The sequence below is a fragment of the Streptomyces sp. S6 genome (assembly GCF_054880855.1).
In genome coordinates this window covers 1-12,854 of the sequence record NZ_JBTYMC010000196.1, presented here as the reverse complement: position 1 = coordinate 12,854, position 12,854 = coordinate 1, and the positions used below count along the sequence as shown (strand labels likewise).

At 71.7% G+C, this 12,854-nt stretch carries 15 protein-coding genes; 8 read left to right on the top strand and 7 right to left on the bottom strand.

Going from position 1 to position 12,854, the window contains the following annotated elements:
- A partial coding sequence (locus ACVNF4_RS23905) for a TetR/AcrR family transcriptional regulator (RefSeq protein ID WP_461804932.1) occupies positions 1–516 on the top strand: 516 nt, incomplete at its 5' end.
- Between the two features lie 4 nt (positions 517–520).
- On the opposite strand, the gene ACVNF4_RS23900 is transcribed toward ACVNF4_RS23905, so the two are convergent.
- Positions 521–1,594: an NAD(P)-dependent alcohol dehydrogenase gene (locus ACVNF4_RS23900; protein ID WP_461804931.1), complete on the bottom strand. Its 1,074-nt coding sequence runs from the start codon at positions 1,592–1,594 to the stop codon at positions 521–523.
- Positions 1,595–2,087: 493 nt separating this feature from the next.
- On the bottom strand, positions 2,088–3,542 hold the full coding sequence (locus ACVNF4_RS23895) for an aldehyde dehydrogenase family protein (protein ID WP_461804930.1): 1,455 nt from the start codon (positions 3,540–3,542) through the stop codon (positions 2,088–2,090).
- 111 nt (positions 3,543–3,653) lie between these two features.
- Between ACVNF4_RS23895 and ACVNF4_RS23890 the strand changes: the two genes are divergently transcribed.
- Complete coding sequence (locus tag ACVNF4_RS23890) at positions 3,654–4,079, top strand: MarR family winged helix-turn-helix transcriptional regulator (RefSeq protein ID WP_461804929.1); 426 nt, start codon at positions 3,654–3,656, stop codon at positions 4,077–4,079.
- A 188-nt stretch (positions 4,080–4,267) separates the two neighbouring features.
- Complete coding sequence (locus ACVNF4_RS23885) at positions 4,268–4,642, top strand: anti-sigma factor antagonist (RefSeq protein WP_461804928.1); 375 nt, start codon at positions 4,268–4,270, stop codon at positions 4,640–4,642.
- Positions 4,643–4,672: 30 nt separating this feature from the next.
- Here the strand turns inward: ACVNF4_RS23885 and tuf are convergent, their stop codons facing one another.
- Entirely contained in the window at positions 4,673–5,866 is a 1,194-nt protein-coding gene (tuf, locus tag ACVNF4_RS23880) for an elongation factor Tu (protein ID WP_461804927.1), read from the bottom strand.
- Positions 5,867–6,096: 230 nt separating this feature from the next.
- Here tuf and ACVNF4_RS23875 point away from each other — a divergent pair, with 230 nt between their 5' ends.
- The gene (locus ACVNF4_RS23875; protein WP_461804926.1) at positions 6,097–6,522 is read left to right on the top strand and encodes a response regulator; all 426 of its coding nucleotides are present in this window, start codon (positions 6,097–6,099) and stop codon (positions 6,520–6,522) included.
- Between the two features lie 62 nt (positions 6,523–6,584).
- Here the strand turns inward: ACVNF4_RS23875 and ACVNF4_RS23870 are convergent, their stop codons facing one another.
- On the bottom strand, positions 6,585–7,010 hold the full coding sequence (locus ACVNF4_RS23870; RefSeq protein WP_461804925.1) for a nuclear transport factor 2 family protein: 426 nt from the start codon (positions 7,008–7,010) through the stop codon (positions 6,585–6,587).
- 208 nt (positions 7,011–7,218) lie between these two features.
- Here ACVNF4_RS23870 and ACVNF4_RS23865 point away from each other — a divergent pair, with 208 nt between their 5' ends.
- Both ACVNF4_RS23865 and ACVNF4_RS23860 read left to right on the top strand, forming a co-directional pair.
- Positions 7,219–7,908 (top strand): DUF4230 domain-containing protein, encoded by a 690-nt coding sequence (locus tag ACVNF4_RS23865; RefSeq protein WP_461804924.1) that lies wholly within the window; start codon positions 7,219–7,221, stop codon positions 7,906–7,908.
- A gap of 98 nt (positions 7,909–8,006) precedes the next feature.
- Positions 8,007–8,678 carry a VanZ family protein gene (locus ACVNF4_RS23860; RefSeq protein ID WP_461804923.1) on the top strand — a complete coding sequence of 224 codons (672 nt, stop codon included), beginning with the start codon at positions 8,007–8,009 and terminating at the stop codon, positions 8,676–8,678.
- Here the strand turns inward: ACVNF4_RS23860 and ACVNF4_RS23855 are convergent.
- On the bottom strand, positions 8,657–8,893 hold the full coding sequence (locus tag ACVNF4_RS23855; RefSeq protein WP_355871237.1) for a hypothetical protein: 237 nt from the start codon (positions 8,891–8,893) through the stop codon (positions 8,657–8,659). The genes ACVNF4_RS23860 and ACVNF4_RS23855 overlap by 22 nt on opposite strands.
- A gap of 92 nt (positions 8,894–8,985) precedes the next feature.
- Here ACVNF4_RS23855 and ACVNF4_RS23850 point away from each other — a divergent pair, with 92 nt between their 5' ends.
- Entirely contained in the window at positions 8,986–9,996 is a 1,011-nt protein-coding gene (locus tag ACVNF4_RS23850) for a PHP domain-containing protein (protein WP_461804922.1), read from the top strand.
- 34 nt (positions 9,997–10,030) lie between these two features.
- Positions 10,031–11,002, top strand: a complete 972-nt coding sequence (locus ACVNF4_RS23845) for an SDR family NAD(P)-dependent oxidoreductase (protein WP_461804921.1) — start codon at positions 10,031–10,033, stop codon at positions 11,000–11,002.
- A gap of 47 nt (positions 11,003–11,049) precedes the next feature.
- On the opposite strand, the gene ACVNF4_RS23840 is transcribed toward ACVNF4_RS23845, so the two are convergent.
- Positions 11,050–12,009: a phosphotransferase family protein gene (locus ACVNF4_RS23840; protein WP_461804920.1), complete on the bottom strand. Its 960-nt coding sequence runs from the start codon at positions 12,007–12,009 to the stop codon at positions 11,050–11,052.
- Positions 12,010–12,024: 15 nt separating this feature from the next.
- The coding region (locus ACVNF4_RS23835; protein WP_461804919.1) for a ferredoxin reductase domain-containing protein at positions 12,025–12,854 on the bottom strand (830 nt) is incomplete at its 5' end.

Genomic DNA, 12,854 nt, shown 5'->3' with positions numbered 1-12,854 from the left:
AGGCTGCGGGCGGCGCTGCTCGCGGAGTGCGCCGAGCGTCCGCTGGAGGAGGTGAGCGTGGCCGCGCTGGTGCGGCGGGCGGGGGCCGGGCGGGCCACATTCTACGTCCACTACACCGATCTTGAGGACCTCGCGGTCGACGCCTGCGCGGATGTCGTCCGGGAGGCCGTCGAGGCGCTGCACGCCTGGCAGGGGCGGCCCGACCCGGTCCGCGCGCCGGCCGCCCTGCCGGAGTTCTTCACCTCCCTCACCCCCCATCTCGCCCTGTACCGGCGGCTGTTGACACCGGGTGGGGGCGGGCCGCTGGGGCTGGTGCTGCACCGGGACCTGCGGGCCTACAGCCTGCGGGAGAGACAGCGGGCCGGGGCGGCCGACGCCCCGCTGGTCGCCTCCGCGGTGGCGGCGACCTTCGCGGGGGTGCTGGCCGACTGGCTGCACGGCCTGCTGGAGGGGACGCCCCGTCAGATCGCCGACCAGATATGGCAGTTGCTCGTCACCCTGCACGCCAGCCGCTGAACTCTCAGAACACCAGCACCGGTTTGACGGTCCGGCCCTCCGTCATGTCCTTCGCCGCCTGCCCGATGTCGTCGAACGCGTACGTCCCGATCAGCTTCTCCAGCGGCATCCGCCCCGACTTGACGAGCTCCACCAGCGTCGGGACGAGGCTCTGCGTCTCGCTGTCCCCGAGGGTGAGCCCGACGACCCGCTTGCCGGTGAGCAACCCGTTGACGTCCAGGGCGACTTCGGTCCCGAAGGGCGGGGCGCCCACGACGACCACGGTGCCGCGCGGGGCGAGCGCGTCGACACCGGCGCGCAGGACGGCCGTGCTGCCGGTCGTCTCCACCGCGCCGTCGACGCCGGTGAGTTCGCGGACGTCACTCAGGGTGTGCGTGGCGCCCAGCTCACGGGCGAGTTCCAGCCGTTCGGGGACCCGGTCGACGGCGATGATCTCGGTGGCCGGGGAGAGCGCGGCGGCCATCACCGCCGACAGGCCGACGGCGCCGGCACCGAGGACGGCGACCGTACTGCCCGCCTCCGGCTTGAGAACGTTCCAGACCGCGCCCACACCGGTCTGGACCCCGCAGCCCAGCGGGGCGATCGAGGCGAGCGGCACCTCCGGGTCCACCCTCACGAGACTCCGCTCGTCCACCAACGCCCGCTCGGCGAACGAGGACTGGCCGAAGAAGTGCCCGCCGAGCTCCTCACCGTCCCGGGTGACGGTCGCGCTCCCGTCGGCCCGGCGCCCGCCGATCAGGTTCATCGGCAGCCAGTCGGCACAGTAGGCGGGGTGACCGCCGCGACAGTTACGGCACTCCCCGCAGGACGTGAACGACAGCACGACATGGTCCCCGGGCGCCACCGACGTCACCGCCGACCCCACCGCCTCGACGACCCCCGCCCCCTCATGCCCCAGCACCCCGGGCAACGGAAACGGCAGCCCCCCGCCCGCCACCCCCAGATCCGTATGACAGAGCCCGGCCGCGACCATCCGCACCACGGCCTCGTGCGGGCGGGGGTCGTCGAGGGTGACGGCAGAGAAGGTGAAGGGGGCTCCGCCGGACTCTACGACGGCGGCTCTGGTGGTGCGGGGCATGGGGTGAACTCCCGTTCTGGAGAGGCGAGTTGTTGCGGGGTCGAGTCGTCTCGGGCTGGGCTCGGGGCGGTCGACGGGTCGGGCGGGCGTGGATCTGGGTGGCCGAGGGGCTCGATCCGGGTCGGCCGGGGGCTGCTTCGAGCTTCGGCGGCCGGAAGGACTGGGCTGCCCCTGTCCGGGCCGGACAGGAGCATGGATCCGGTGGGCCGAGGGGTCCAGGTCGGGTCGGCCAGGGGCCGCCACCGGCTGGGCCGGACCGGACCGGACCGGCCGGAAGGGCTCGGGCCGGATCGGCCGGGGCTTCCTCCGCCGGGGGCGGCCGAAAGGTCTACCCCGGACCGCCCCGGCCCAGGGGCTGTCCCGTCCCGGAGCGGCCCGGAAGCTGCCTCGGCCCGGAGCGACCCGGAGACTGCCCAGGCCGGGCCCGCTGAGGGCCGCGTCAGCTTGAGGTTGCCGGGAGGGCTGCCTCGGACCAAGTAGGCCGGGGGCCGCCTCAGGCCAGTGACACGACCACCGACTTGGTCTTGAGGTACGACGCGAGGGCCTCCGGGCCGTACTCGCGGCCGAAGCCGGACTCCTTGACGCCGCCGAAGGGGACGGCGGGGTCGAGGACGGCCCAGTCGTTGATCCAGACGATGCCCGCTTCGAGGCGGTCGGCGACGCGGTGGGCGCGGGAGAGGCTGCCGGTCTGGATGCCCGAAGCCAGGCCGTAGGGCGTGGAGTTGGCGAGCTCGACGGCCTCGTCCTCGGAGTCGAAGGGCTGGACGGTGAGGACGGGCCCGAAGACCTCCTCCTGGACGACGCGGGAGTCGTTCGGGAGGCCGGATATGACGGTCGGCCGGTAGTAGTAGCCGCCGTCCAGATCGAGGCGTTCACCCCCGCAGACGATCCGGCCGCCCTCCTTGCGGGCAAGGTCGACGTACTCCTCGACCTTGCGCAGATGCCGCTCCCCCGCCATCGGGCCCACGACGGTCTCCGGGTCGCGGGGATCGCCGACCGGGATGCCGGGGACCGCGTCGGCGAGGATGTTCAGCAGCGTCGTACAGACCGAGCGGGCGACCAGCAGGCGCGGGCCGCCCATGCAGAACTGCCCGGTGTTGAAGACGAACCCCTTGATGATCGCGCCGACGGCCTTCTCCAGGTCGGCGTCCTCGAAGACGAGGTGGGGCGCGTTTCCGCCCAGTTCCACCGTGACCGGTTTCAGCGCCTGCCCGGCGACCCCCGCCGCGTGCCGCCCGATCCGCGTGGACCCGGTGAAGGCGACCTTGTCGATCCCGGGGTGCCGCAGCAGGGCCTCCCCGGCGACGGGCCCGGTGCCGGTGACGACGTTGACGACGCCGTCGGGAACACCCGCCCGCTGGAGCAGGCCGGCCATGTAGAGGGCGCTCAGCGGGGTTTCGTCGGCCGGTTTGTGAACGACCGTGTTCCCGGCGGCGAGTGCGGGCGCGAGTTTCGAACCGGCCAGGATCAGCGGGAAGTTGAACGGCGTGATCGCCGCGACGACGCCGAGCGGACCGCGTCTCGTGTAGGCGTGGGCGTCGTGCTGGGTCTCCCGGGTGGCGCCGTCGAGGGAGAAGGCGAGGGTGGCGTAGTACTCGTAGTCGTTGGCCGCGTTGGTGACGTCGACCGCGCGGGCCAGCGTGATGGGCTTGCCGACGTCGAGGCTCTCCAGTTCGGCGATCGTCTCGGCCTCCTGGCGGATCAGCTCGGCGACGCGCAGCAGGACGCGGCCCCGTTCCCGGCCGGTGAGGCGGGCCCAGGGGCCGGACTCGTACGCCTCGCGGGCGGCGCGCACGGCGGCGTCGACGTCGGCGGGACCGGCCTCGGCGACCGTCGTGACCGTGCGGCCCCGGGAGGGGTCGATCACCTCCGTGCGCGCTCCGTCGGCGGCTTCCCGCCACTGCCCCCCGATGAAGAGCTGCCCGGGGTCGATCTGGAAGGCGGTCATCGCCACTCCTCGGGTCTTGCGGCTCCGTCGCCGCGTCGTAACCGACAGGAATCCTGGTGGTTCGCAGTCTCTTTACAGACAGGATTCCTGTCAATGGTTTACGCTCGCCCCATGGCCGGAAGCGCACCCCCCTCCCTCCTCTACATGGTCAAGCAGCTCGAACTCGCCGTTCGCTCCCGGCTGGACGAGCTGGTGCGGCCGTCGGGGATCACCGCCTTGCAGTACACGGCGCTCACGGTCCTGGAGCGCCACGACGGCCTGTCCGCCGCCCAGTTGGCCCGCGACTCGTTCGTCACCGCGCAGTCGATGGCCGATCTGGTGCGCTCCCTGGAGAGCCGGGGCCTGATCCGCCGGGAGCCGAATCCGGCCAGCCGTCGGGAGCTGAGGATCCTGCTGACCGACGCCGGACGGGAGCTGCTCGCGCTGCACGCGGGACCGGTGCGCGAACTGGAGAACCGCATGGTCGACGAGTTGACGGAGCGCCAGACGGACCAGTTCCGGCAGTCCCTCACCCGGGCCTGGCAGGCCCTGTCCTGACCCCCGGAAGCGGAGTCGGGGGTACCGGCACGAACTGGCTGACTATGAGCGGTCCATTTTCGATGACATATGTCAATCGAACATGCTGAAATTCACTCCATCGGGGGTAACTTGCTGGAGCAGGCCCCGCCGAGCGCTCCCCAGCGTCCGCTGTTTCCCATCCGCCGGCCCGTGCTGGAGGCAATGCCATGGTGCCGCAGGAACCCCTGGTCGACACCCCTCACCTGCGTATCCGTGAGGAACAGGGGTACCTCGTACTGGAGTTCCACGGCGAGATCGACATCGTCGCGGCGATGGAGATCCTGCCGCACATCGACGACCGTGTGACGGGCCAGGCCCCGCGCGTGCTCATCGATCTCACGCCGATCGAGTTCCTCGACTGCTCGGGGTTACGGCTGCTCTACCGCGCCCGCACCCGGGTCCTGGAGCGCGACGGCGAACTCCGTCTGGTCTGCGTCCATCCGCTGACCCTGCGGATCCTGCGGGCGACGGGCCTGTCGAAGCTCCTGCCGCCCGCGCCGAGCGTGGAGGCCGCCCTCGGCAAGCCCGGGGAGACGTTATGACCGGGGCCGGAACCAGGGCTGCGGCCGGGGCTACGTCAGGATCTTCGTGACCTGCCCCGCACCCACCGTCCGCCCGCCCTCACGGATCGCGAACTTCAGCCCCTCCTCCATCGCGATGGGCTGGATGAGCTGCACGAGCACACCCGTGTTGTCGCCGGGCATGACCATCTCGGTGCCCTCGGGGAGGGTCACCACGCCCGTGACGTCCGTGGTGCGGAAGTAGAACTGCGGCCGGTAGTTGTCGAAGAACGGCGTGTGCCGCCCGCCCTCGTCCTTGGACAGGATGTACGCCTGCGCCTCGAACCGGGTGTGCGGCGTCACCGAACCCGGCTTGATGACGACCTGCCCCCGCTCCACGTCCTCCCGCTTGACCCCGCGCAGCAGCAGCCCGACGTTCTCCCCGGCCCACCCCTCGTCGAGGAGCTTGCGGAACATCTCGATGCCCGTGACGGTCGTCCGCGTCTTCTGCTCGTGGATGCCGATGATCTCGACCTCCGTGTTCACCCGCAGCGTCCCGCGCTCGATCCGGCCGGTGACGACCGTGCCCCGGCCGGTGATCGTGAACACGTCCTCGATCGGCATCAGGAACGGCCGGTCCACGTCCCGCTCCGGCTGCGGCACGGCCACGTCGACCGCGTCCAGCAGATCCAGCACCGACCGCGCCCACCCGGGGTCCCCCTCCAGCGCCCGCAGCGCCGAGACGCGGACGACCGGGACGTCGTCCCCGGGGAACTCGTACTCGCTGAGCAGTTCGCGCACCTCCAGCTCCACGAGTTCGAGGATCTCCTCGTCGTCCACCATGTCCGTCTTGTTGAGCGCGACGACGATGTAGGGCACACCCACCTGCCGGGCCAGCAGGACGTGTTCCTTGGTCTGCGGCATCGGTCCGTCGGTCGCGGCGACGACCAGGATCGCGCCGTCCATCTGGGCCGCGCCCGTGATCATGTTCTTGATGTAGTCGGCGTGCCCGGGGCAGTCGACGTGCGCATAGTGCCGGGCCTCGGTCTGGTACTCGACGTGCGCGATCGAGATCGTGATGCCGCGCTGGCGCTCCTCGGGCGCCTTGTCGATCTGGTCGAACGGGGTGAACGGGTTCAGGTCGGGAAACCGGTCGTGCAGCACCTTGGTGATCGCGGCGGTGAGCGTCGTCTTGCCGTGGTCGATGTGGCCGATCGTGCCGATGTTCACGTGCGGTTTGGTCCGCTCGAACCTTGCCTTCGCCACTGCGGTCCTCCTGGTCGCATGAGAGGCGCCGGGCGTCTGACATGCCGTCAACCGGCGTCCTACTCCTGTCTATTCGCTCACCGGCCCGCCGAACAGGGCGCTGACGGACTCCCCGTCGCGAATCCGGCGCACGGCCTCGGCGAACGCGGGCGTGTGGAGGAGGGGGTGGCTGCGGGTGCCTCACGGACGACAGGGGGACGCGTGAACGCGGGCCCCTTGGGGACGTGCGGATGCCGGTGCTGGACGGGGTCGCGGCGACGAGGGCGATCGTGGCGGCGGGGGACGCCGTGCCCAAGGTGCTGATCCTGACGACCTTCGAGCTGGACGAGTACGTGTTCGCGGCGGTGCGCGCGGGTGCGGCCGGGTTTCTGCTGAAGCGGAGTCCGCCGGAGGCGCTGATCGAGGGGGTCCGGACGCTCGCGGCGGGGGACGCGCTCCTCGGTCCCACGGTCACCCGCCGGCTGCTCGCAAAGTTCGCGAAATCCACCCCGGCGGAGCCGTCACCGGAGACGGCCCGGAGGCCGGCCCGGCTGACCGAGCGGGAGCACGGCGTGCTGCTCCTGCTGGGCCGGGTACTGGAGAAGCTGGGCCTGCGGGACCGGGTGCACGCGGTGGTGTTCGTGTTCGATCACGGTCTGGTCAGACCGGGCGGGTAGCACGGGACGGGTGGCGCGGCTCCCGCTCCTCGTCCGCCCGCTCTCCATCTGCCCCCGGTGACTCACGCCCCGTCGAACGCCTGGGCCACGGCGAGGCTGTCCTCGTAGACGTGATGCCGGGTCACCAGCCCCCGGTCCAGGGTCAGGTGGAGGGCGAACCGGGACCGGTAGGCGCGTCCGGTGCTTCGGGCGGTCTGGCGGATCTCGCCGAGGACGACCGCGTGGGCGCCGTCGACGAGGATGTTCTCGATCTGGGTGTCGGCCTTCTCGGGGACATGGTGCTCGGCCAACTGCTTGAAGTGCTCGGCGACTTCGGCGCGGGTGGCGCGGTGCCGTATCCAGGGGGTGGCCGGTCGTCCGTGTTCGCCGTCGGGCCAGTCGAGCTTCCAGTCGACCTCTTCGGCGTAGAGGGCGGCGATGCGGTCGGGGTCGCCCTCGCCGATGGCGCGCAGGAGAAGGCTGACGGAGGTACGGGTGTCGGTACTCACGGCGGGGCCTTTCTTCGTCAACTCGCGCTGTCAGCGAGATTGTTGCCGCCGCACGGGTCCCGCCGCGATTACTTCCCAGGTAGGGACACGCCCTGTCACAGGTTGTCGACAGGGCGGTGCGCGAGGGCGTTCAGTGGGCATCCGTACGGCGGGAACACCAGTACGGGGCCCCCGTGACAGCGGGGCCGCAGGAAGGAGACCCGCCACCATGACGACGACTCCCCCCGACACCGTGACGACGACTCCCCCGAAGCGACTGCCCCAGCGCATGCCGGTGTGGGCGAAGGTGCTCACCTCGGTGGTGGTGGTGATGGCCGTGATGTTCGCGGGCATCCGGCTCAGCCTGCTGCCGGGCCTGCGCGACTTCTTCGGCACCGAGACGAACGACCGCACCGGCCCGGCCCTGCTCCAGTCGATCCAGGACATGAGCCGCTTCGAGGGCGCCTCCGGGAACTTCCAGGTCGTCGTGGACCTGGAGAAGGACGCGCGGTTCCTCCCCGACGCGCTCCACGGGAGCCGCACCCTGTACGTGGGGGCAGGCACGGTGGACGCGTACGTGGACCTCGGGAAGGTGGCCGACAAGGACGTCACGGTCGACAAGGACCGTACGACGGCGACCCTGCGGCTGCCGCACGCGCGGCTCGCGACGCCGTCCCTCGACCCGTCCCGTTCGTACGCGGTCTCCAAGCAGCGTGGCCTGCTGGACCGGCTCGGCGACTTCTTCTCCGACAACCCGAACAGCGAGCAGGCGGTGCAGAAGCTCGCCGTGCGGCACATCGGGGACGCCGCGCGGCAGAGCGAGCTGACGGCCCGCGCGGAGAGCAACACGACCGGCATGCTCAAGGGCCTGCTGCGCTCCCTCGGCTTCGAGAAGGTCACCGTCTCCTACGGCGCGTGACCGGACGGCGCCCGGGGCCGCCGTCCGTATCGGCATCCTCGGGCGCTTCCTGGGTAACAGCCTTATGACGCAGGGAAGTTGAAGCCTGGAGGACCGTCATGGCCCGTGCCGTCCCACGTCCGCGTACCGTGAAGACGAAGGGCTCGCCCACGCCTCGGCCGAAACCCGCCCCGAGAAGCGCCCGCACGACCCTCAAGGGGTTCGCGGCGCGGCTGGCGCCGGGAAAGCGCACCTCGCCGGGGAAACCGTCGGCCACGAAAGAACCGTCCGCCGCGAAGAAACCCACCCCCGCCGGCCCCCGCCCCCTCCCCCTGATCCTCCGCATCCCGGTGATGGCCGTCGGTTTCGCGGTCCTCGTCGCCTTCGGGGCCGTTCTCGCCCGCCTCACCCTCGAACCCTCCCCCGCCTCGGTCCCCCTGATCCACACGAACCTCCGCCCCGGCCACTCCCTCAAGGCGTACCTGGACCAGCCGGCGCTGCGGGACGCGGTGAAGCAGATCGGCGGGAACATCCTGCTGGGCGTCCCGTTCGGCGTCCTCGTCCCGGTCGTCGCCCCGAGGGCGCGCGGCTTCCTGAAGGTCCTGCTGCTGACGGCCGTCGTCATGCTGGCGGTGGAGTTCGCGCAGGGCGCACTCGTCACCGGGCGTGCCTTCGACGTCGACGACGTCATCCTCAACACGTCGGGCGCCCTGATCGGCTATCTGTTCCTCGGCCGCCGGCTGGGCCGGGGCGTCCACGCCCGGCAGGGTCAGCGGGGCCGCCAGGTGTAGCGGTCGCCGCCGACCCAGCGGATCGTGTCGGGGTCGTCGAGGTCGTGGACGGTGATGCCGTAGAGCGCCGCGGTGTCGAGGACCTCGGCGACGGCGTGGGCGGAGCCGACGACCCGGCCGTCGATCTCCATGATGCGGAAGGGGGGCGTGCCCGGCTGGACCCCGAGCACCATGATCCGCGGGTGGGAGATGTAGGGGCTCGCGATTTCGGTCATGCAATCGAGCGTAGAGCGACTCCCGCCGACCGCTACTCGGGCCGTCTCGCGGTCGGCGAGCGCCCCGCCCGTTCCTGGGGAACCCTGGTGCCATGCTCCCCGTCGAGGCCCTGGAACGGATCGCCTTCCTGCTGGAACGTTCCCTCGCCCCGCCGTACCGGGTGAAGGCCTTCCGGACGGCGGCCCGGGTGCTGTCGGCGCTCCCGGCGGGGGAGGTCGCGCAGCGGGCGGCGGCGGGGACGCTGGAGTCGCTGAAGGGAGTCGGTCCGAAGACCGCACAGGTGGTCCGGGAGGCGCTGGCAGGCGGCATCCCGGCCTATCTGGAGCGCGTCGAGGCCGAGCAGCCACCGCTCCCGGCGGGCGGCGAGCGCCTGCGGGCCCTGCTGCGGGGTGACTGCCACCTGCACTCGGACTGGTCGGACGGCGGCAGCCCGATCGAGGAGATGGCGCGGACGGCGGCGGCGCTGGGCCACGAGTGGGCGGTGCTGACGGACCACTCGCCGCGCCTGACGGTCGCCCGGGGTCTGACGGCGGACCGCCTGCGCGACCAGTTGGACCTGGTCGCGGAGCTGAACACCACCTGGTCCCCGTTCCGCCTGCTCACCGGCATCGAGTGCGACATCCTCGACGACGGCTCCCTCGACCAGGATCCGGAGCTGCTGGCCCGCCTCGACGTGGTCGTCGTCTCGGTGCACTCCAAGCTGCGCATGGACGCCCGCTCGATGACCCGCCGCCTGCTGGCCGCCGTCCGCGACCCGCACGCGGACGTGCTGGGCCACTGCACCGGGCGGCTGATCGCCGGGAAGCGGCGGCCGGAGTCGGAGTTCGACGCGGCGGCGGTGTTCGCGGCGTGCGCGGAATCGGGGACGGCGGTGGAGATCAACAGCCGTCCGGAACGGCTGGACCCTCCCCGCCGCCTGCTGCGGCAGGCCGTGGCCGCCGGGACGCTGTTCTCGATCGACACGGACGCCCACGCGCCGGGGCAGCTGGACTGGCAGATCGTGGGGTGCGCGCGGGCCGAGGAGTGCGGGGTGCCGGCGGACCGGGTGGTGACGACGTGGCCGTACGAGCGGCTGGCCGACTGGACGCACGGCCGCATTTGACTTCGAGAGCACTTCAATTCGTACGGTCGTACGCATGAGCAACAGCGACACTCCTCAAGTCAAGATCGGTTCTGGTTTCGGTGCCCGCAGCACCGCCGACGACGTCCTCGCGGGGCGCGACCTCACCGGCACCCTGGCCGTGGTGACCGGCGGCTACTCGGGGCTCGGCCTGGAGACGACCCGGGCGCTGACGAAGGCCGGCGCGCGGGTGGTCGTACCGGCCCGCCGGGTGGATGTGGCCCGGGAGGCGGTGCGGGGGATCGCCGGGGTCGAGGTGGACGAGCTGGACCTGGGCGACCTGGAGAGCGTGCGGGCGTTCGCGGAACGGTTCCTCGCCTCGGGCCGCACCATCGACTACATGATCAACAACGCGGGCGTCATGGCCTGCCCCGAGACGCGGGTGGGTCCCGGCTGGGAGGCCCAGTTCGCCACCAACCACCTCGGGCACTTCGCGCTCGTGAACCGGCTGTGGCCCGCGATCGAGCCCGGCGGCGCCCGCGTCGTCTCGGTCTCCTCCCGCGCGCACCACTTCTCCGGTGTCCGCTGGAACGACATCGACTGGCGCGAGGGCTACGACAAGTGGGAGGCGTACGGGCAGGCGAAGACGTCCAACGCCCTGTTCGCCCTGCACCTCGACAAGTTGGCCCGCGATTCGGGTGTGCGGGCGTTCTCGCTGCACCCGGGCGGCATCCTCACTCCTCTCCAACGGCACCTGGCCAAGGAGGAGATGATCGAGCGCGGCTGGATCGACGAGAACGGCACACTGCTGATGCCGGACGTGTTCAAGACGCCCGAGCAGGGTGCGTCGACCCAGGTGTGGGCGGCGACCTCGACGCAGCTCGACGGGATGGGCGGCGTCTACCTGGAGGACTGCGAGATCGCCGAACCCGCCGCCCCCGGCGACCAGTCGGGCGGGGTCGCGGCGTGGGCCACGGACCCGGACCAGGCGGCGCGGCTGTGGGAGCTGTCGGCGCAGCGCACGGGTGTGGACGCGTTCGCGGGCTGACGGCCTTGCCGTGAGGCGCCTTCGGGGTTCCTTCGGGGTGGTGCCCTTTACGGGGCCGCCGCCTCGATCTCCCCGAGCGCACCCAGCAGTTGGGGTACGACGTTCTCCCTGGCCCACTGCCGGTGGCCCTCGTCGGCCTTCCTCGGGACCTGTTCCGTCAGCATGATCAGGTAGAGGTAGGTGCGGTAGAGGGCGTACCGCTGCCGCGCGGCCGGGGTGAAGTCGGCCTTGCCGCCCGCCTCTTGATAGGCCGTCAGGAAGGTCTCGTCCTCGCGGATGTCCGTGAGGAGGGCGAGGGAGACGAAGTCGGCGAGCGGGTCGCCCCAGAACATGCGCTCGCCGTCGATGAGTCCGGTGACGCGGGGGACGGCGGGGTCGACGAGGATGTTGCCGGGCCACAGGTCGAAGTGGACGAGGCTCGGGACGGTGACCTCGTCGAGGGCGTCGTACGCCGTACGGACGGTCGCCCTGATCTCGTCCGTCGTGCGCGGGAGTTCGGCCGCGTAGTGGTCGGCGTCGGCGAGGACCGCGTCGAGCATGCCGGTGAACGCGGTGCGCCAGTTCGGGGCGAGGGGGCCGAGGGCGCCGGAGGGGTAGCCGTGGCCGGGTCCGGTGATCCGGTGGAGGCGGGCGACCTGTCCGGCCAACTCGGTGCGCAGGGCGGTGCGTCGGGTGAGGGTGAGGGTTTCGTCCGACCACTGCTCGCCGGGGACGGCCGTCATCAGGAGGTGGCCGTCGCCCAGTGCCAGGAGCTTCGGGGCGGGTACGCCGGCCCGCTCCGCCCCCTCGTAGAACCGGGCCTCCGCCACGAGGAGTCGCTTCTCGTGGCGGAGGCCCTCGGCGTGCGGGGCGACCTTGAGGACGTACCGGGTGCCGTCGTCGAGGCGGAGTTCCTCGACGGCGTTGTAGGTGCCGCCGCTCAGCGGGGTGACGTGGGTGAGGCTGTCGGGCGGGAGGGACGCCTCCTTGAGGACGTTCCGTGCGCGTTCCCAGGAGTCGGCCGTCATCCCACACCCTCTCGGTCAGCCCGCGGCGTACACGTCCTCGACGTAACGCCCGTTCAGCATCAGTTCGTTGAGCCACGTCTCGGCCGCCGCCTCGTCGGCGTCCGGCGTGTGATCCCGGTACAGGGTACGGAACGCTTCGCGCACGCCGGGTGCCATGCGTGATCCGTCGCCGCAGACGTACACGCGGGCGCCTTCGGCCAGCAGCTTCCAGACCTCGTCCCCTTCGGCGGCGATGCGGTGCTGGACGTACCGGCCGTCGGGTCCGGCGCTGAACGCGGGCCGCATGGAGACGGCTCCGGCGGCGTCGGCGGCGTGGAGTTCCTCGGCGTGCAGGTAGTCGGCGTCGGGGGTGTCGCAGCCGAAGTAGCAGAGGGCGGGCGGGAGTTCACCGGCCGAGGCGGACGCGGCGACGCGGTCGGCGATCACGCCGCGGAAGGGGGCGAGGCCGGTGCCGGCGGCCACCATGATCACCGGGTCGTCGTGGTCGACGCGGAACACCTCGCGGCAGGGCTGGACGCGGGCGTACACGGTGTCGCCGGGGACGAGGTCGGCGAGGTGGCTCGAACCGGTGCCCCGGTAGCGGCCGTTGCCCGAGCGGGCGGGGGCGTCGAGGAGGGAGACCATCAGGTCGACGTGGTCGGGGTCGGTCGCGGGTGAGGAGGAGATGGAGTAGTGGCGGGGGCGCAACGGCGTGAGCAGGTCGAGGAGTTCGGGCCAGCCGAGGGTGCCGCGCAGGGCCGGGTTGTCCTCGATCAGTTCGAGCAGGGTGCGCGGGTCGTCCTCGGTGAGGGCGACGAGGGCGGCGCGCTCGGGCGGGCAGGGGTTGGCGGCGGCGAGCGCGGCGC